Here is a 19,400-nt window from a genome sequence, read left to right as displayed (position 1 = left end):
TCAATTAATGGGAGATATATCTCAGTTCATTTTGAGATTATAATTGTTGGCTATCTCTTTTATTAAAATGTCTTGCGGATGTTGTATATAGTGTCGATTGTGACATTGAATGAGCTAGAAAAAATAGAAAATCAAAGAGAGCGAGCAAATAGATAGCTTATTTTGTTTGCATGAGTACTAACGTCATATCAGTAAGATCGCATTTTCTTATAATTCTAGTATAATGCAGGCAATTTTTCGTATTGATGAAGTTATGTTATGACACAATCTAGTTACAATGCTACTGATATTGAGGTTTTAAAAGGGTTAGATCCGGTTCGGCATCGACCTGGGATGTATACCGATACCACGCGACCTAATCATTTGGGTCAAGAAGTTATTGATAATAGTGTCGATGAAGCTATTGCTGGTCACGCTAAACATATTCAGGTTATTTTGCATGACGATCAATCTCTTGAGGTAATCGATGATGGGCGCGGAATGCCGGTTGATATCCATCCTGAAGAAGGGGTGCCTGCAATTGAACTATTACTTTGCCGTTTGCATGCTGGCGGTAAGTTTTCCAATAAAAATTATCAGTTTTCGGGCGGCTTACACGGTGTTGGGATCTCTGTTGTTAATGCTTTATCTAAACGAGTTGAAGTTACTGTTAATCGCGATGGACAAGTATATGAAATTGCTTTTGAACAGGGACATAAGGTTGAAGATTTACATGTAACAGGTACTTGTGGCCGCCGTAATACAGGAACAAAAGTACGCTTTTGGCCTGAAGAAAAATATTTTGATTCACCTCGATTTTCAGTACCACGTTTAGAACATTTATTAAAAGCAAAAGCTGTTTTATGTCCGGGTCTTGAAATTATCTTTAAAGATAAAGTCAATAAAACTGAACAAAAATGGTGTTATGAAGCGGGACTGACTGACTATTTGATTGAATCTGTCAGCGGTTATACACTTTTACCTGATTCGCCGTTTACAGGCGAACATGTTGGTGATACCGAAGCTGTAGAATGGGCATTATTGTGGTTACCAGAAGGTGGTGAACTATTAACAGAAAGCTATGTTAATTTGATTCCAACAGTACAAGGTGGTACGCATGTTAATGGTTTGCGCCAGGGTCTATTAGACGCGATGCGGGAGTTTTGTGAGTTTCGTAATTTGTTACCGCGAGGTTTAAAATTGACTGCTGATGATATTTGGGAGCGTTGTGCTTACGTATTATCGGTTAAGATGCAAGAACCTCAATTTGCAGGTCAAACAAAAGAACGTTTATCTTCTCGTCAATCTGCTGCTTTTGTTTCCGCTATTGTAAAAGATGCTTTTAGTTTATGGCTTAATCAGAATGTACAGATCGCTGAATTATTAGCCGAAATGGTGATATCTAGTGCCCAAAAACGTTTACGTGCGTCTAAAAAAGTTATTCGTAAAAAGCTAACAAGTGGTCCGGCCTTACCTGGTAAGTTAGCCGATTGTTCATCACAAGATTTATCACGTACAGAACTCTTTTTAGTTGAGGGCGATTCTGCGGGAGGCTCAGCAAAACAGGCTAGAGATCGCGAAACTCAAGCAATTATGCCACTGAAGGGTAAAATTCTCAATACTTGGGAAGTCTCATCGGACGAGGTTTTGGGTTCACAAGAGATTCATGATATTTCTGTCGCAATTGGTATGGATCCAGATAGCGATGATTTAAGTCAATTACGTTATGGAAAAATCTGTATTTTAGCCGATGCTGATTCAGATGGCTTACATATTGCTACACTTCTTTGTGCTCTGTTTGTACGTCATTTCCGTTCACTTGTTGAACAGGGACATATTTATGTAGCTATGCCGCCTTTATACCGTATTGATTTAGGCAAAGAGGTATTTTACGCACTGGATGAAGAAGAGAAAGCGGGAATTTTAGAGCAATTAAAGCGTAAAAAGGGTAAACCGAATGTACAGCGCTTTAAAGGGTTAGGTGAAATGAATCCATTACAACTTCGAGAAACGACAATGGATGCTAACACGCGACGTTTGGTACAATTAACCCTTGATGATTCAGAACAGACGATGGCACTAATGGATATGCTTTTAGCTAAAAAGCGTTCAGAAGATCGTCGAGAATGGTTGCAAAATAAAGGCGATCAAGCTGAATTAGAAATTTAGATTTTATTGATTTCTTTTTATTAAGAAAAATGAAGGAATACACATGAGTGAAATAACGCATGATGGCGTAGAAGCCCAGTCTCTACAAACGTTTACAGAAAATGCGTATTTAAATTATTCAATGTACGTGATAATGGATCGTGCATTGCCATTTATTGGCGACGGTTTAAAACCAGTTCAGCGACGAATTGTCTATGCGATGTCTGAATTGGGTTTGAATGCTCAGGCAAAATATAAAAAATCGGCTCGTACAGTCGGGGATGTACTTGGTAAATATCATCCTCATGGTGATAGTGCCTGTTACGAAGCGATGGTGTTAATGGCTCAGCCGTTTTCTTATCGTTATCCTTTAGTCGATGGTCAAGGTAACTGGGGGGCTCCAGATGATCCTAAGTCATTTGCGGCCATGCGTTATACAGAGTCTCGTTTATCTAAATATGCTGAATTATTGCTCGGTGAGTTAGGGCAAGGGACGGTTGATTATGTGCCTAACTTTGATGGTACGATGCAGGAACCTAAAATGTTGCCAGCTCGTTTACCTAACATTTTATTAAATGGTACAACCGGGATTGCTGTTGGTATGGCAACTGATATACCACCACATAATATTCGTGAAGTTGCTAATGCAACAATTATGTTGCTCGAGAATCCGAATGCGTCTTTGACTGATGTGATGGCTCATATTCAAGGACCTGATTATCCAACTTCAGCCGAAATTATTACCTCGCCAAATGATATTGCGAAAATTTATGAAACTGGTCGAGGTTCAATTCGAATGCGTGCGGTGTGGAATAAAGAAGAAGGGGATATTGTTATTACTGATCTTCCTCATCAAGTCTCTGGCGCAAAAATTCTTGAACAGATCGCAGCCCAAATGCGTGCTAAAAAGCTACCTTTAATTGAAGATTTACGTGATGAGTCAGATCATGAAAATCCAACAAGATTAGTACTGGTACCACGTTCAAATCGAGTCGATTTAGATCTAGTGATGAACCATTTATTTGCAACGACTGATCTCGAAAAAAGTTATCGGGTTAATCTGAATATGATTGGTCTTGATCATAAACCGATGGTTAAAGGCTTATTAACTATTTTGAATGAATGGATTGAGTATCGTCGCGATACTGTAACTCGACGTTTAAATTATCGTTTGGATAAGGTTTTAAAAAGACTACATATTTTAGAAGGTTTATTAATTGCCTTCTTAAATATTGATGAAGTGATTCACATTATTCGATATGAAGATGATCCTAAAGCTGAATTAATTAAGCGTTTTTCATTAAGTGATCTACAAGCTGAAGCTGTTTTAGAGTTAAAATTACGCCATTTAGCTAAACTCGAAGAAGTGAAAATTAAGGGTGAACAAGATGAACTGGCTAAAGAACGAGACCATTTACAAGGTATTTTAGGTTCTAGCCGAAAATTAAATTCCTTAATTAAGAAAGAATTGATTGCTGATACTGAAAAATATGGTGATGATAGACGTTCTCCGATTGTTGAGCGTGGTGAGGCGAAAGCGATTACTGAGCAAGATATGGCTCCATCGGAACCTGTTACCATTGTTTTATCAGAAATGGGGTGGGTACGGAGCGCAAAAGGACACGATATAGATCCTACTTCGTTAAGTTATAAAGCGGGTGATAATTATAAAGTTTCAGTGAAAGGGAAGAGTAATCAACCTGTGGTTTTTATTGATTCAACAGGTAGAAGTTATGCTGTTGAACCAACATCATTGCCATCAGCGCGAGGTCAAGGTGAACCACTAACAGGTAAGTTAACCTTACCGGCTGGTGCAACAATTGAACACCTGATTATGTCTTCATCTGATGAACAGAAAATTTTAATGTCTTCTGATGCGGGTTATGGCTTTATTTGTACGTTTGCTGATTTGATTGCCCGTAACCGTAATGGTAAGGGAATTATTACCTTACCGACTAATGCTAAGGTCATGCCATTGCTAGAAATTCATGATGAAAAGGCATTACTACTGTCAATTACGGCAGCAGGACGAATGCTAATTTTCCCAGTAATGGATTTACCAGCACTTTCTAAAGGTAAAGGGAATAAGATTATTTCAATACCAAGCGCACAAGCTGAAAAACATGAAGATTATTTATCTTATATGACATTGATTTCTACGGAATCAACCATCACGTTATATGTGGGTAAACGTAAATTGACGCTCAAAGCTGTGGATTTACAAAAGTTTATGGCAGAACGAGGTCGCAAAGGGACCCTATTGCCAAGAGGGTTACAACGGATTGATCGTATTGAGATTGACGAGTAGGTGATTGTTATGAAATATTTAAAATTAAGTCAAGGATTGTAGCCATGTCGTTTATTTGGGCTGTCGTTACTGGCATTGTTTTTTCTTACATTTTCAAAAGTGGTTGGTTTTTTATTTTGGGATTATTTGTTGGTCCTATGCTCTATCGTGCTTTTAATAATTTAGCTCCGATGAGAAATAATCAACCAAGTCCGACCCTATTTTTAACGGTTGCTTTTGAGGTGCTTGGCCATCTTAGTAAAGCGAAGGGGCAGGTAACTCAAGATGATATCAATATTGCTTCACAATTCATGGATCAATTACAGCTTGATAGTGAAAAGCGTAAGGTAGCGCAACACTCTTTTAATCGGGGTAAAGCCGCCGATTATCCATTACAAGAGCGACTGAATGAACTTTATTCTCAATACCGATATCGTAAAAAAGTATTAAATATTTTTTGTGAACATTTGATTCGGGCGGCAATTAGCGATGGTTCATTGCATGCAAAAGAAGAGCAGATTTTGTATACAGTTGCTCAAGCTTTCCATATTCCTCGTGCTCAAATGGCAATTTATATCCAGATGATGATGGCAAGCTACCAATTTCAACGTGGTGAGCATTATCAACAAAATAGTCAATATCAGCAGCAAGGATATCATCAAGGTACCTATCAACGGCAGACGACACAAAATGATCTTAATAATGCTTATAGCATATTAGGCGTTGATCCTAATGCGGATAATGCAACAATTAAGCGAGCATATCGTAAGCAGATGAATGAACATCATCCTGATAAATTAGTTTCAAAAGGATTACCGAAAGAGATGTTAGAGGCGGCTAAAGAACGAGCTCAGCAAATTCAGGCTGCATATGATTTAATTAAAGCTCATAAAGGGTTTAAGTAGGTATAATTTACTATGATGCATTGGCGCTCGATAATACGTATCGTTGGTTTACTCATTGCTTTATTGTCAGTGTTTATGCTCATTCCGGCTATTGTTGCTGTAATCTATCGAGACGGTGGCGGTACAATCTTTATTCAATCCTTTGTTGTGGCTTTTATTTTGGGTGCAATTTTATGGCTACCGAATCGTAGACATAAAGGCGATCTGAATACTCGCGAAGGTTTTTTGATTGTTGTCTTATTTTGGCTAGTATTGGGAACCATTGGATCATTCCCTTTTATTTTTGATAGCCATCTTAATCTTAACTTAACTACCGCTTTTTTTGAGTCATTTTCTGGCTTAACAACAACGGGTGCAACAAGTTTAACGCACCTTGATACTTTACCTAAAGCATTATTATTCTATCGTCAATTATTACAATGGCTTGGTGGGATGGGTATTATCGTGCTAGCTGTAGCGATTTTACCTTTATTGGGTGTTGGTGGAATGCAGTTGTATCGTGCCGAGATCCCTGGACCACAAAAAGATAATAAAATGCGCCCACGAATTGCGCAAACTGCAAAAACATTATGGTTAATTTATATTATATTAACCGTAGTCTGTGCTCTGTGTTTATGGTTTGCTGGAATGGATGGCTTTGATGCTATATGTCATAGTTTTTCAACCATTGCAATGGGTGGTTTTTCTACTCATGATAGTAGTTTAGCTTATTTTAATAATCCTGCGATTAACTATATTGTTACTTTCTTTTTGATTCTATCGGGCTGTAATTTTGCGTTACACTTTGCAACATTTAGTCAATTTTCATTAAAGCACTATTTTCGAGATCAAGAATTCCGTACATTTTTAATGATTTTAGCTAGCTTAGTGGTCGTTAGTATTATTCTTATTTATTTATGGAATGGCTTGTATGTAGTTAGTACATCAATAGATAAGATTGTATTACAGGTTGTCTCAGTTGCAACAACAACAGGATTTTCTGTTGATAATACTAATAATTGGCCACCAGTATTACCTATTTTATTGTTATGTGCTTCTTTTATTGGTGGTTGTGCGGGTTCAACTGGTGGAGGAATGAAAGTGGTTCGGGTGCTCTTGTTATCGATGCAAGGGTCAAGGGAATTAAAACGATTGATTCATCCTAGCGCCATATACAGCTTAAAACTAAATAATCGTGTTTTACCTGAGCGCATTATTGAAGCGGTTTGGGGATTTTTTTCGGCTTATGCACTAGTGTTTTTAGTGAGCTTTTTTATCGTGATGTCCAGTGGTGTTACTGCTATGGATGCTTTCTATATTGTGTCATCTTCTTTAAATAATTTAGGTATTGGTATCGGAGATGCGAGTGATAGCTTTCATAATGTCACCGATTTGGTTAAATGGGTAATGGTCGTTGATATGTTATTTGGCCGTTTGGAAATATTTACATTATTAGTTATTTTTACCCCAGCATTTTGGAAAGCTTGACCTTTATTTAACGTATCAACATTTTTATGCTATATTGGTGTTTTACAGCAAGATTTTAACGAATCCTAGATATCCATCTTGAATATAATTGAGTAAAGAAAATCTATGAAACTATTATTACTTTATACGACACATGAACATCAGACAGAAAAAATCATGAAGCGAATTGAAGTCCAGTTGGCTGGGCAGTTTGAGTGTGAACTCGTCGAGTTATTATCAAGTTCTAGAATTGATTTACAACAGTACCAAGGCGTCATTATTGGTACCTCAATTCGTTATGGCTATTATAGTAAAGTTATGAAAAAATTTATTGATAACAATGCCCAACAATTAAATCAAATGATCAGTGGATTCTTTGGGGTGAATGTTGTTGCCCGAAAACCAAATAAAAATACCCCTGAAACGAATCTATATACTCGTAAGTTTTTGAGTAAAATTGACTGGCAGCCAAAACTTAAAGCCGTATTTGCTGGTGCACTATATTACCCTAAGTATAATTGGTTCGATCGTAATATGATTCGTTTTATTATGTGGTTAGGTAAAGGGGATACGGATGTCACTAAACCAGTTATTGAGTATACTGATTGGAATAAGGTTGATGAGTTTGCTAAGCAGTTTTTAACACGATTTAAAAATTAAATTCAGCTTTTGATTGCTTCTGTAATGACCTAATAGTAACTTCATGTAATGAATATCCTATTCCTATGGGTTCGACACTAATTTTTTTAGTTAGTAATCTGTTTAAAAATGAGTATTTCAGTATTAAATAGTTGTTGATGTACTGAGATAAATCTGATCATTTTAAAAATATCGATGGCTCTTATAATCATCGGATAAGCCTTAGACTGCTCAAATATTTTTACCCTCAAGGATATCTTGTTTTTCGAAACTATTTTTCTATTTAGTTGTCGTGATAGATAATCGTAATGAGACTATTTTGTTAGTAATAATTTGTACTTTTACAAAATAGTCTCTATTTTTCTATTGTCAATTTTAACTATGCAGCTTTTTGTAGATTACACCATAAATAGTGACTAAGACAAAACAGACTAGAGGTAACGCATATGACATTGATGTATGAGTTTGATCAGCTAATTTACCCATAAAATAAGGCATAATCGCACCGCCAACAATAGACATAATCATAAATGAGCTACCAAGTTTAGTTTTGGATCCTAAATTTTTAACCCCCATTGCAAAAATAGTTGGGAACATGATTGAAATAAAGAAGAAGGTTACCACCACAGCAATAACCGAAACATAGTCTATGGCAGAGGCGGCAATACCAGATAAGATAACGCAAACAGCACCATATATAACTAACATTTTTTGTGGTGATACTCTAGTCATAATACCAGTACTCACAAAACGCCCAACCATTAAGGCCAGCATCGCTATTGAGAGTAAAAAAGCACCTGTTTGACTTGTTGCATCAGGCCAACACTCCACTGTTAAATTGATAAAAAATGCACCGATTCCTACTTGTGCAGCGATATAGAAAAACTGAGTTATTACACCAAATACGAACTCTTTATGAGCCCACATCGATTTTGTATGCCCATGCGCCATTTCATTCGCATCAAGTTCTTGCTCCTGATTTCTTAAATCAGGTAATGGTGTTTTTATAAAAAATAGCATAATTAAAAGCACGATCACCGCGATGACAACATAGGTAATCATAACGGAAAATTGTGCACTAGCAGCTTCTTCAGAATTATTGATAACCTCACTACCACTAAAGAATAAAAAACCACCAATTAATGGACCGATGAACTGACCTAATCCATTAAAAGATTGTGAAAGGTTTAGTCGTGTTTCTGCTGTTTGAGGGCTACCAAGTGCAGCAGAGTAAGGATTAGCAGCAGTTTCAAGACAGCCTAAACCAAGAGCTAATACAAATAGTGCAAATAAAAAGAAGTAGTAACTATTACTACTTGTTGCCGGAACAAAAAGTAGTGCACCGATAGCATATAAGGCAAGTCCAAGGATGATCCCTGATTTGTAGCCTTTTTTTTCCATAAAAATGCCGGCGGGGAGGGCGATTACGAAATAGGCACCAAAGTAGGCTGCCTGAATTAAACCAGATTGTGCTTTAGATACATTGAGTGTTTCTTGAAAATGTTTGTTCAGAACATCAACTAGGCCATAAGATAAACCCCACATTAAAAACAGAGTAGTAACAAGGATGAAAGCCATTTTATATTTCGGATCAGTAATCTTTGCTTTTGTTTGCATGGTATAACCTCATTGTTGGGTTAAATCAAAAATTTTCTCCATTGGAATCCACTTTTCACCATTTGGTGTCCATGGTGTTGCTTGCTGAAATTGCCACATCTGTTGTTCCCATTTTTGAATCACTGGATTTTGTTGTTCCATTTGAGCTGATTTTTCAAAAGAAAACATCTCATTAACATCCATAATCATAAATAATCGATTACCCACCCGCCAAATTTGCATATCTACTACACCGCTCGTTAATATATGGTTTTTTACTTCTGGCCAAATTTGTTGGTGAAGAAGTTCATATTCTCTAATAAGCTTCGGATCATTAACAAGATCTAGAGCTTGACAATAGCGTTTGATGATTTTCATGATGTTAGAGCCCTATCTAAATGAGTATAACCACCGTCAGGAAAGACCCATTGACCCGTTGTGTGTGAGGATCTTGGGGATAGTAAAAATATTGCAGTATTTGCCATCTCTTCGATCGAGGTCATTCTTTTCCCTAATGGAATATTGCGCGTAATCGTTGTTAATTTTTCATCTTTATTTTCAAATGTATTTATCCATCGTTCATATAACGGTGTCCATACTTCGGCTGGAATTAAGCAATTTACTCGGATACCATCATTTAGATAGGAAGCCGCCCATTCTCGAGTCAAGGATAGTTGTGCTCCTTTGGCTGCGGTATAAGCACTAGTCCCGCCTTGCCCTGTTAAGGCCGTTTTTGAACTGACATTGAGTATGGTTCCTTGAGTTTTTTTCAATTCATCGATACAGAAATGAGCAAGGGTAAAATAGTGGATAAGATTATTTTCTAATGATTGACGAAACGCGTTAGGTGTCCCTTCCAATGGAATACTATCATTAGCTCCTGCACAATTGACTAATCCATCGATTCGCCCAAATTTTTTGACGACTTCTTTTATCGCATTTTCAATACCAATATCATTATTTGATAGATCAACTTTGATAAATAATGTTTTGGGCTGCAAAGCATAAATTTTATTGCTAAACTCTGATTTCAGATCGCTTCTACCAAAGATCACAGGTATTGCCCCTTCTTGAGCTAAAGCAATAGAGATACCACCGCCAATACCCGCACCACCACCTGTAATAATAAAGACTTTATCCTTAATAAGTAGATCCATACTAAACTCCTTCATTGTAATAATATTAATCTAGACGATATACTTTTTTAGCATTCTCTCCCCAAATTGCAGCTTGCTCATTTGAAGATAGTTTATTGATTGTTGTTTCGATAAGATTGTAGACTTGTGAGTAGTTTCCCGCTAATAAACACACTGGCCAGTCGGAGCCAAACATTAAACGTTCTGGACCAAATACTTCCAGTGCAATGTCAATATAAGGTTCTATTTGATTACTCTGCCAATTTTTACCAGCTTCCGTGATTAAACCCGATAGTTTAGCTACGACATGTTTTTGGTTGACAAGTGGGGCGATCTGTTTTTTCCACTCTTGTGCATTACCATGTGCAATATTCGGTTTTCCAAGATGATCTAATACCATGATGGAGTGATCATGTTTGTAAAAAAACTGAATTGCAGAAGGTAAATTTTTAGCGTGAATCAATACTTCGTAAACTTTATTTTGTTTAAGAATAAGATCAACATGTTTATTAAATGTAGTATTAAGAAAGAAACCATCAGGATCGGCTTCATCTTGAATTAGATGCCGATAACCTTTCATTACTAGATTATCTTGCCATTTTTCAAGAGGTTGAGTTGCTTTAGATTGGCACAGATCTAACCATCCAATGATACCTAATATTTGGTGATTATTTTCAGCTAAGTTTAGTAAAAATTGATTTTCCAGTTCTGATTGGCGGGCTTGCACTGCAATACAACCCGTAATATTATGTTGTTTTAAATAATCGATCGAGTCTTGTGGGAGCCGATTTTGTTTTAGCTCGATCATTTGTTCATCGATCCATGGATAGTTGTGGGAATCGTAGTGCCAATAATGTTGGTGAGTATCAATTTTTTTCATAATTCACCTTTTTATATTTATAAAGAGACTTCTCTTTTCCAGAATAAGAAATCATATTGCTCTAATTCATCTGCTTTGACCGTATAGTCGCCACTTGCGGTTAAAATTACTTTTTCAAGTAATTGGTCGGCTATATCTTGTAATGCGATACCATCAATAACAGGGCCACAATCAAAGTCGATCACGCTTTTTTGTTTCTCGGCCGTAATTGAGTTAGTTGCAATTTTTAGGACTGGCACGATTGGATTACCCGTAGGAGTTCCTAGCCCAGTTGAAAAAATAACGATATTCGCGCCAGAGGCCACTTGTCCGGTTACCGCTTCTAAATCATTGCCAGGAGTACAAACGAGAGATAATCCTTGTTCTGCCATTGGCTCTCCATAATCTACGACCGCCATAATTGGTGCAGAACCGCCTTTTTTAGCCGCGCCAGTAGATTTTATTGCATCGGTAATTAAACCATCTTTAATATTACCAGGACTTGGATTATCTGCTATTGAGGTGCTGAAGTGATTGGCTTGTGATTCATAATTTTTCATTAATTCTAGAAAATGTTTTTTATCTTTAACTGTTTGGCAGCGAGAAACCATTTCTCCTTCAGTACCACAAAGTTCGGGGAATTCGGCTAAAGCCGAAGCACCACCAAGAGCAACAATAATATCAGAAACAATTCCCATTGCCGGATTGGCTGAAATACCAGAAAAACCATCCGAACCACCACATTTTACACCAATTTTTAGTTTCGATAGTGGGACTGCTTGTCGAGTAATATTATTGGCATTTTTTAATTCAGCAAAAGTTAATTTAATCGCTTCATTCATCATCTCCTGCTCATCAGCCCACTCTTGTTGACGTAGAAAGATATAAGGTTTATTGAAATGAGGATTACATATTTTTAGTTGTTGATCAAAAAGGTCTGCTTGCGCTTTTTCACATCCTAAGGCAAACACAGTAATACCGGCGACATTCGGATGATCAGCATAATCAGCTAGTATTTTACAAAGAGACTGAGCGTCATTACTTGTACCACCGCAACCACTATTTACTGTAATAGCTCTAATTCCATCGATATTTTTAAATGGTCGATTATTTGAATAGGAGTTAGGATGAACACGATATTCTTGTAACAAATTTTGCGTAACAGACTCATAATTTCGTGTTTCGTAACCAAGCGGTTTTGCCAGCGCTTCTTGTAGTTTTAATACATTACGATTTTGGCAGAATACCAGTGGTAAGATTAGCCAGTAGTTTGCTGTACCGACTCGACCATCTTCTCTAATATAGCCTTGAAATGTTCGATGTTGCCATTTTTTCACATTAGGCGGAGTCCATTGATAGGATATATCAGTATTAAGTTCAATAGGTGCGGCATAATGCTTAATATTTGCTGTTGTGACGGCTTCCCCTTTTGCTATTGTTTTTGTAGCCTTGCCCACGGGCACTCCATACATATAAACAATATCATCAATATTAAGATCACACATTGCAAATTTATGTTTTGCTGCGATATCGCTTAATAACGTATACGTTTTGCCATCCCAAATAACGGTTTCCTCTTTAGATAAAGGTTTAAGTGCTACGATGAGATTGTCATCAGGATGTATTAAGAGAATTTTTTGCATACTGGCACCTTTATTATGTGAATGTCATCCTCTAATAACATAAGGGAAATATGAAATAATCGATATGCAAATAAATGCAAAGTTTATGCATATTTTGCTAAATGAGAATAATTATCGATTTCTATATTTACTAGGCGTGATATTAGTTAGTTTCGAAAATGCTCTGTTAAATGAAGAGATTGATTCAAAACCGCTTTCTTGACTGATTTGAGTAATTGATAGATCCGTATGAAGCAGCATATAACACGCCTTTTCTATACGTTGGCTAATAATATATTGTGAAAAAGTTGTTTTTGTATGGGATTGAAAAAAGCGGCAAAAGTGGCTTGTCGACATATAAAATTTTTCAGCTACACCATTTAAACTTAATTTTTGATGAAGATTCTTATTAATAAAAGAGAGAATGTCTTGTATTTTTGCGAATTCTTTTAAGCGAACTTGTTGATTCGTGTTATGAGTTAAAAGGTTATCATGTTGAAAAGTAGATAGACGATTTAATAGTGTCAATAAAGTTATAGCTCTATCAAGACCCGATTGTTCTAAGATCATTTGGATAATATCGATTTCGTGCTTAGATATTTTTTCACGGAACAATATGCCAAATGCGGTTTTATCTAAAAATCGTTTAATATTTTTGCTCATATCACAATCGAGAAAGCCTGGCATAATGAAATTATGATTAAACAATAAGGAAATTGAAACATGATATTGGCTATTTTCAAAAAATTCATGAGGAACCCAAGGACCTAACAAAAAGATGTCACCCGTTTTATAAAACTGCTGTCGCTTGCCGTATTGCAGTTTACCATGACCCGATTCAATATAGACTAATTCAAACTCTTGGTGAGTATGCCAAAAAGATTGAAATTTAGGGGTAATTGTTTTAAATGCTAGGCAATCACTACCGCAAAATTCTCGCTTGTATACTTTTGCAGAACCCATTTTAATTTAATCCATTAAAATAATTGTTAGTAATTTACTGCTTATCATTAAGAATTTTTGCCAATTTAAGCAAGGTTTTTAGTTTAAATATGTGGACTGTTTCACATTGCAAATGAAATATTTGTATTTATATGAATCGATAATTGGCTATTTTTTATAAGTTATCTTATGCTTTGTGTAAACAATGAGCGTTTGAGAAAAATAAATGCAAAATAGACTTGATCTAAACGAGAAGATGTCTATAATGCGCATCCACTGACGTAACGCAAAGCCTTAAAGCAAGGCGGTTGGTTAAGTTGGAAAAGTTAGTGAATCGGTTGAAACGATTTTCAGAATTTGAAAAAAAGGATGAAAAAAGTTATTGACAGATTAAAAAGGAAAGCGTAGTATACGCAACCCTTGAGACAGCAAAACGAAACGCTGTCAGCTCTTTAAAAATTAAGAACAGACAATCTGTGTGGGCACTGTTAGGACAAAGAAATTAAAGTCTACGGACTTAAAAAAATCAAGTCTTAATAAGTGACACTGAAGATTCATTTGAATATGTCAGAAACAGTTATTGAGCATCAAACTTTAAATTGAAGAGTTTGATCATGGCTCAGATTGAACGCTGGCGGCAGGCTTAACACATGCAAGTCGAACGGTAACATGGGTGCTTGCACCTGATGACGAGTGGCGGACGGGTGAGTAATGTATGGGGATCTGCCGAATGGAATGGGACAACAGTTGGAAACGACTGCTAATACCGTATAATGTCGCGAGACCAAAGTGTGGGACTTTCGGGCCACATGCCATTTGATGAACCCATATGGGATTAGCTAGTAGGTGGGGTAATGGCTCACCTAGGCGACGATCTCTAGCTGGTCTGAGAGGATGACCAGCCACACTGGAACTGAGACACGGTCCAGACTCCTACGGGAGGCAGCAGTGGGGAATATTGCACAATGGGGGGAACCCTGATGCAGCCATGCCGCGTGTATGAAGAAGGCCTTAGGGTTGTAAAGTACTTTCGGTGATGAGGAAGGTACTTGGTCTAATAGGCCAAGTAATTGACGTTAATTACAGAAGAAGCACCGGCTAACTCCGTGCCAGCAGCCGCGGTAATACGGAGGGTGCGAGCGTTAATCGGAATGACTGGGCGTAAAGGGCATGTAGGCGGATGATTAAGTTAGGTGTGAAATCCCCGAGCTCAACTTGGGAATTGCATTTAAAACTGGTCGTCTAGAGTATTGTAGAGGAAGGTAGAATTCCACGTGTAGCGGTGAAATGCGTAGAGATGTGGAGGAATACCGGTGGCGAAGGCGGCCTTCTGGACAGATACTGACGCTGAGATGCGAAAGCGTGGGGAGCAAACAGGATTAGATACCCTGGTAGTCCACGCTGTAAACGATGTCGATTTGGAGTTTGGGGGCATGTCCCTTGGGCTCCGGAGCTAACGCGTTAAATCGACCGCCTGGGGAGTACGGCCGCAAGGTTAAAACTCAAATGAATTGACGGGGGCCCGCACAAGCGGTGGAGCATGTGGTTTAATTCGATGCAACGCGAAGAACCTTACCTGGTCTTGACATCCATAGAATCTTTCAGAGATGAGAGAGTGCCTTCGGGAGCTATGAGACAGGTGCTGCATGGCTGTCGTCAGCTCGTGTTGTGAAATGTTGGGTTAAGTCCCGCAACGAGCGCAACCCTTATCCTTTGTTGCCAGCGGTTTGGCCGGGAACTCAAAGGAGACTGCCGTTGATAAAGCGGAGGAAGGTGGGGACGACGTCAAGTCATCATGGCCCTTACGACCAGGGCTACACACGTGCTACAATGGCGTATACAAAGGGAAGCGAAGGAGCGATCTGGAGCGGACCTCCTAAAGTACGTCTAAGTCCGGATTGGAGTCTGCAACTCGACTCCATGAAGTCGGAATCGCTAGTAATCGTGAATCAGAATGTCACGGTGAATACGTTCCCGGGCCTTGTACACACCGCCCGTCACACCATGGGAGTGGGTTGCACCAGAAGTAGATAGCTTAACCGAAAGGAGGGCGTTTACCACGGTGTGATTCATGACTGGGGTGAAGTCGTAACAAGGTAACCGTAGGGGAACCTGCGGTTGGATCACCTCCTTACGAAGTTCCTGACAGTGTTCACATAGATTGTTTGTTTGAAAGAGATATCACTTAATTGGGTCTGTAGCTCAGGTGGTTAGAGCGCACCCCTGATAAGGGTGAGGTCGGTGGTTCAAGTCCACTCAGACCCACCAATTCGCCTTAATTCAGCAATGAAACGTAGTGTAAGTAAACATTAAGCGAGTTGGTGATTTGGCGAATGCTGAAATAATAAAGTGAAGATACATGGGGCTATAGCTCAGCTGGGAGAGCGCCTGCCTTGCACGCAGGAGGCCAGCGGTTCGATCCCGCTTAGCTCCACCATAATCTGATATCTCGACAATATATTGGTAAGTGTACTAATTAGTGCATTGATTAATATAGCTCTTTAACAAAATGGAACAAGCTGAAAAGAAACGAGTTCTCGTTTTATGGAGGCGTTGATGTGAATGATTTCACGTTGATGTTGAAATAGAAAGAGAAAAAAACAAGCGAAATTGAAAAAGCCAAGACAACTGTAAGTTGTAAGGTTAAGAAATTAAGCGTACACGGTGGATGCCTAGGCAATCAGAGGCGAAGAAGGACGTGTTAATCTGCGAAAAGCGACGGTGAGCTGGTAAAGAGCGTTATAGCCGTCGATGTCCGAATGGGGAAACCCAGTGCAATAATGCACTATCATTAGTTGAATAAAATAGATTAATGAGGCGAACCGGGAGAACTGAAACATCTCAGTACCCCGAGGAAAAGAAATCAACCGAGATTCCCAAAGTAGCGGCGAGCGAAATGGGAGGAGCCCAAAGCGGGTAGCTTGATGTGTAAATGGAAGTATCTGGAAAGGTACACGATAGAGGGTGATAGTCCCGTACATGAATATGCATGAAGTGGAAGCTTGAAGAGTAGGGCGGGACACGTGGTATCCTGTCTGAATATGGGGGGACCATCCTCCAAGGCTAAATACTCCTGATTGACCGATAGTGAACTAGTACTGTGAAGGAAAGGCGAAAAGAACCCCGGCGAGGGGAGTGAAATAGAACCTGAAACCGTGTACGTACAATCAGTGGGAGCATCTTTATGGTGTGACTGCGTACCTTTTGTATAATGGGTCAGCGACTTATATTCTGTAGCAAGGTTAACCGAATAGGGGAGCCGAAGGGAAACCGAGTCTTAACTGGGCGTTAAGTTGCAGGGTATAGACCCGAAACCCGGTGATCTAGCCATGGGCAGGTTGAAGGTTGGTTAACACTAACTGGAGGACCGAACCGACTAATGTTGAAAAATTAGCGGATGACCTGTGGCTGGGGGTGAAAGGCCAATCAAACCGGGAGATAGCTGGTTCTCCCCGAAAGCTATTTAGGTAGCGCCTCATGTATAACTGTTGGGGGTAGAGCACTGTTTCGGCTAGGGGGCCATCCCGGCTTACCAACCCGATGCAAACTCCGAATACTGACAAGTTGAGCATGGGAGACACACGGCGGGTGCTAACGTTCGTCGTGAAGAGGGAAACAACCCAGACCGCCAGCTAAGGTCCCAAAGTCATAGTTAAGTGGGAAACGAAGTGGGAAGGCTTAGACAGCTAGGATGTTGGCTTAGAAGCAGCCATCATTTAAAGAAAGCGTAATAGCTCACTAGTCGAGTCGGCCTGCGCGGAAGATGTAACGGGGCTAAAACTATGCACCGAAGCTGCGGCAGTGTGTAAATAACATATTGGGTAGGGGAGCGTTCTGTAAGCCGTAGAAGGTGTCTTGTGAGGGATGCTGGAGGTATCAGAAGTGCGAATGCTGACATAAGTAACGATAATGCGGGTGAAAAGCCCGCACGCCGGAAGACCAAGGGTTCCTGTCCAACGTTAATCGGGGCAGGGTGAGTCGACCCCTAAGGCGAGGCAGAGATGCGTAGCTAATGGGAAACGGGTTAATATTCCCGTACTGGATGTGACTGCGATGGGGTGACGGAGAAGGCTAGGTTTACCGGGATAGGTCCGCAAGGAGCCCGGGTTAAGCAAGTAGGGGTGTGATTAGGCAAATCCGGTCACTAAAACTCTGAGATGCGATGACGAGGCACTAAGGTGCTGAAGTAATTGATGCCCTGCTTCCAGGAAAAGCCTCTAAGCTTCAGGTTACATGCAATCGTACCCGAAACCGACACAGGTGGTCAGGTAGAGAATACTCAGGCGCTTGAGAGAACTCGGGTGAAGGAACTAGGCAAAATGGTGCCGTAACTTCGGGAGAAGGCACGCTGATGGTAATTGAAATCCCACGCGGACGTAGGTGAAGTCAGTCGAAGATACCAGCTGGCTGCAACTGTTTAATAAAAACACAGCACTGTGCAAACACGAAAGTGGACGTATACGGTGTGACGCCTGCCCGGTGCTGGAAGGTTAATTGATGGGGTTATCCGTAAGGAGAAGCTCTTGATCGAAGCCCCAGTAAACGGCGGCCGTAACTATAACGGTCCTAAGGTAGCGAAATTCCTTGTCGGGTAAGTTCCGACCTGCACGAATGGCGTAATGATGGCCAGGCTGTCTCCACCCGAGACTCAGTGAAATTGAATTTGCCGTGAAGATGCGGTGTACCCGTGGCAAGACGGAAAGACCCCGTGAACCTTTACTATAGCTTGACAGTGAACATTGAGCCTTAATGTGTAGGATAGGTGGGAGACGAAGAAGTGTGGACGCTAGTTTGCATGGAGTCGACCTTGAAATACCACCCTTTAATGTTTGATGTTCTAACGTAGGGCCCTGAATCGGGCTTGCGGACACTGTCTGGTGGGTAGTTTGACTGGGGCGGTCTCCTCCCAAAGAGTAACGGAGGAGCACGAAGGTTAGCTAATCCTGGTCGGACATCAGGAGGTTAGTGCAATGGCATAAGCTAGCTTGACTGCGAGAGTGACGGCTCGAGCAGGTACGAAAGTAGGTCATAGTGATCCGGTGGTTCTGAATGGAAGGGCCATCGCTCAACGGATAAAAGGTACTCCGGGGATAACAGGCTGATACCGCCCAAGAGTTCATATCGACGGCGGTGTTTGGCACCTCGATGTCGGCTCATCACATCCTGGGGCTGAAGTAGGTCCCAAGGGTACGGCTGTTCGCCGTTTAAAGTGGTACGCGAGCTGGGTTTAGAACGTCGTGAGACAGTTCGGTCCCTATCTGCCATGGGCGTAGGAAAATTGAGAGGGTTTGCTTCTAGTACGAGAGGACCGAAGTGAACGCACCGCTGGTGTTCGGGTTGTGATGCCAATTGCATTGCCCGGTAGCTACGTGCGGAATAGATAAGTGCTGAAAGCATCTAAGCACGAAACTAGCCTTGAGATGAGTTTTCCCAGACTATATGTTTGTAAGGTCCGTTCGAGACTAGGACGTAGATAGGTCAGGTGTGTAAGTGTAGCGATACATTGAGCTAACTGATACTAATGAACCGAGAGTCTTAACCTTACAACTTAGAGTTGTTTTGGATTTAAAATCGCGAGTTGAGAGAAAAAGCTTGTTCTAGTTGTTAGAAAGCGAGACAGAGTTATGTCTGGCGGCGATGTTGCGGTGGACCCACCTGATCCATGCCGAACTCAGAAGTGAAACGCCGTGAAGCCGATGGTAGTGTGGGGTCCCCCCATGTGAGAGTAGGTCACCGCCAGACTATTAAATAAAACAGAAACCCGACTACGTTCGGGTTTTTTTCTTGCCAAAAATTCAAGAAATTTCGCTAACCCTCCCTATTTAATTTTCATTATTTCCA

The 19,400-nt window shown here is 40.0% G+C and carries 11 protein-coding genes, 2 tRNA genes and 3 rRNA genes; 10 read left to right on the top strand and 6 right to left on the bottom strand.

Annotated features, from left to right (window positions below; translation table 11 throughout):
- The first annotated feature begins 258 nt into the window (after positions 1-258).
- The 5 genes from parE to hemG all read left to right on the top strand — a co-directional run bounded on the left by parE (position 259) and on the right by hemG (position 7,425).
- Positions 259-2,148 (top strand): DNA topoisomerase IV subunit B, encoded by a 1,890-nt coding sequence (parE, locus tag RHO11_06955; GenBank protein WVD60249.1) that lies wholly within the window; start codon positions 259-261, stop codon positions 2,146-2,148.
- A gap of 43 nt (positions 2,149-2,191) precedes the next feature.
- Positions 2,192-4,435: a DNA topoisomerase IV subunit A gene (gene parC / locus RHO11_06950; protein ID WVD60248.1), complete on the top strand. Its 2,244-nt coding sequence runs from the start codon at positions 2,192-2,194 to the stop codon at positions 4,433-4,435.
- Positions 4,436-4,479: 44 nt separating this feature from the next.
- Positions 4,480-5,319 (top strand): co-chaperone DjlA, encoded by an 840-nt coding sequence (gene djlA, locus RHO11_06945; protein ID WVD60247.1) that lies wholly within the window; start codon positions 4,480-4,482, stop codon positions 5,317-5,319.
- A 15-nt stretch (positions 5,320-5,334) separates the two neighbouring features.
- Entirely contained in the window at positions 5,335-6,786 is a 1,452-nt protein-coding gene (locus RHO11_06940; GenBank protein ID WVD62861.1) for a TrkH family potassium uptake protein, read from the top strand.
- A gap of 105 nt (positions 6,787-6,891) precedes the next feature.
- Positions 6,892-7,425 (top strand): menaquinone-dependent protoporphyrinogen IX dehydrogenase, encoded by a 534-nt coding sequence (gene hemG, locus RHO11_06935; protein WVD60246.1) that lies wholly within the window; start codon positions 6,892-6,894, stop codon positions 7,423-7,425.
- 354 nt (positions 7,426-7,779) lie between these two features.
- Here hemG and fucP read toward each other — a convergent pair whose 3' ends face one another.
- The 6 genes from fucP to RHO11_06905 form a co-directional block, all read right to left on the bottom strand.
- Positions 7,780-9,021 (bottom strand): L-fucose:H+ symporter permease, encoded by a 1,242-nt coding sequence (fucP, locus tag RHO11_06930; protein WVD60245.1) that lies wholly within the window; start codon positions 9,019-9,021, stop codon positions 7,780-7,782.
- A gap of 9 nt (positions 9,022-9,030) precedes the next feature.
- Positions 9,031-9,378 (bottom strand): L-rhamnose mutarotase, encoded by a 348-nt coding sequence (locus RHO11_06925; GenBank protein ID WVD60244.1) that lies wholly within the window; start codon positions 9,376-9,378, stop codon positions 9,031-9,033.
- Positions 9,375-10,157: an SDR family oxidoreductase gene (locus tag RHO11_06920; protein ID WVD60243.1), complete on the bottom strand. Its 783-nt coding sequence runs from the start codon at positions 10,155-10,157 to the stop codon at positions 9,375-9,377. Before RHO11_06920 ends, RHO11_06925 begins: the two co-directional genes overlap by 4 nt.
- 25 nt (positions 10,158-10,182) lie before the next feature.
- Entirely contained in the window at positions 10,183-11,016 is an 834-nt protein-coding gene (locus tag RHO11_06915) for an amidohydrolase family protein (GenBank protein WVD60242.1), read from the bottom strand.
- 17 nt (positions 11,017-11,033) lie between these two features.
- Complete coding sequence (locus tag RHO11_06910) at positions 11,034-12,638, bottom strand: altronate dehydratase family protein (protein WVD60241.1); 1,605 nt, start codon at positions 12,636-12,638, stop codon at positions 11,034-11,036.
- A 111-nt stretch (positions 12,639-12,749) separates the two neighbouring features.
- Positions 12,750-13,580 (bottom strand): AraC family transcriptional regulator, encoded by an 831-nt coding sequence (locus RHO11_06905; protein WVD60240.1) that lies wholly within the window; start codon positions 13,578-13,580, stop codon positions 12,750-12,752.
- A gap of 575 nt (positions 13,581-14,155) precedes the next feature.
- Between RHO11_06905 and RHO11_06900 the strand changes: the two genes are divergently transcribed.
- The 5 genes from RHO11_06900 to rrf all read left to right on the top strand — a co-directional run bounded on the left by RHO11_06900 (position 14,156) and on the right by rrf (position 19,301).
- A 16S ribosomal RNA gene (locus RHO11_06900) occupies positions 14,156-15,693 on the top strand.
- A 57-nt stretch (positions 15,694-15,750) separates the two neighbouring features.
- A tRNA-Ile gene (locus RHO11_06895) sits at positions 15,751-15,827 on the top strand.
- Between the two features lie 93 nt (positions 15,828-15,920).
- Positions 15,921-15,996 (top strand) — tRNA-Ala (locus RHO11_06890).
- 204 nt (positions 15,997-16,200) lie between these two features.
- Positions 16,201-19,102: ribosomal RNA gene (locus RHO11_06885) — 23S ribosomal RNA — on the top strand.
- Between the two features lie 84 nt (positions 19,103-19,186).
- Positions 19,187-19,301: ribosomal RNA gene (gene rrf, locus RHO11_06880) — 5S ribosomal RNA — on the top strand.
- Together the 16S, 23S and 5S rRNA genes with 2 tRNA genes alongside form the textbook arrangement of a ribosomal RNA operon.
- Positions 19,302-19,400: the final 99 nt, after the last annotated feature.

This window comes from Orbaceae bacterium BiB (assembly GCA_036251205.1).
Lineage (GTDB): Bacteria > Pseudomonadota > Gammaproteobacteria > Enterobacterales > Orbaceae > Orbus > Orbus mooreae.
Note: the sequence above shows the minus strand (reverse complement) of the source record. Positions and strands in the feature narration are given on the sequence as shown.

Excerpts from the sequence above, each read along its gene's own strand:
- parE (WVD60249.1), top strand. The coding sequence starts at position 259 with ATGACACAATCTAGTTACAATGCTACTGATATTGAGGTTTTAAAAGGG.
- parC (WVD60248.1), top strand. The coding sequence starts at position 2,192 with ATGAGTGAAATAACGCATGATGGCGTAGAAGCCCAGTCTCTACAAACG.
- djlA (WVD60247.1), top strand. The coding sequence starts at position 4,480 with ATGTCGTTTATTTGGGCTGTCGTTACTGGCATTGTTTTTTCTTACATT.
- RHO11_06940 (WVD62861.1), top strand. The coding sequence starts at position 5,335 with ATGCATTGGCGCTCGATAATACGTATCGTTGGTTTACTCATTGCTTTA.
- hemG (WVD60246.1), top strand. The coding sequence starts at position 6,892 with ATGAAACTATTATTACTTTATACGACACATGAACATCAGACAGAAAAA.
- fucP (WVD60245.1), bottom strand. The coding sequence starts at position 9,021 with ATGCAAACAAAAGCAAAGATTACTGATCCGAAATATAAAATGGCTTTC.
- RHO11_06925 (WVD60244.1), bottom strand. The coding sequence starts at position 9,378 with ATGAAAATCATCAAACGCTATTGTCAAGCTCTAGATCTTGTTAATGAT.
- RHO11_06920 (WVD60243.1), bottom strand. The coding sequence starts at position 10,157 with ATGGATCTACTTATTAAGGATAAAGTCTTTATTATTACAGGTGGTGGT.
- RHO11_06915 (WVD60242.1), bottom strand. The coding sequence starts at position 11,016 with ATGAAAAAAATTGATACTCACCAACATTATTGGCACTACGATTCCCAC.
- RHO11_06910 (WVD60241.1), bottom strand. The coding sequence starts at position 12,638 with ATGCAAAAAATTCTCTTAATACATCCTGATGACAATCTCATCGTAGCA.
- RHO11_06905 (WVD60240.1), bottom strand. The coding sequence starts at position 13,580 with ATGGGTTCTGCAAAAGTATACAAGCGAGAATTTTGCGGTAGTGATTGC.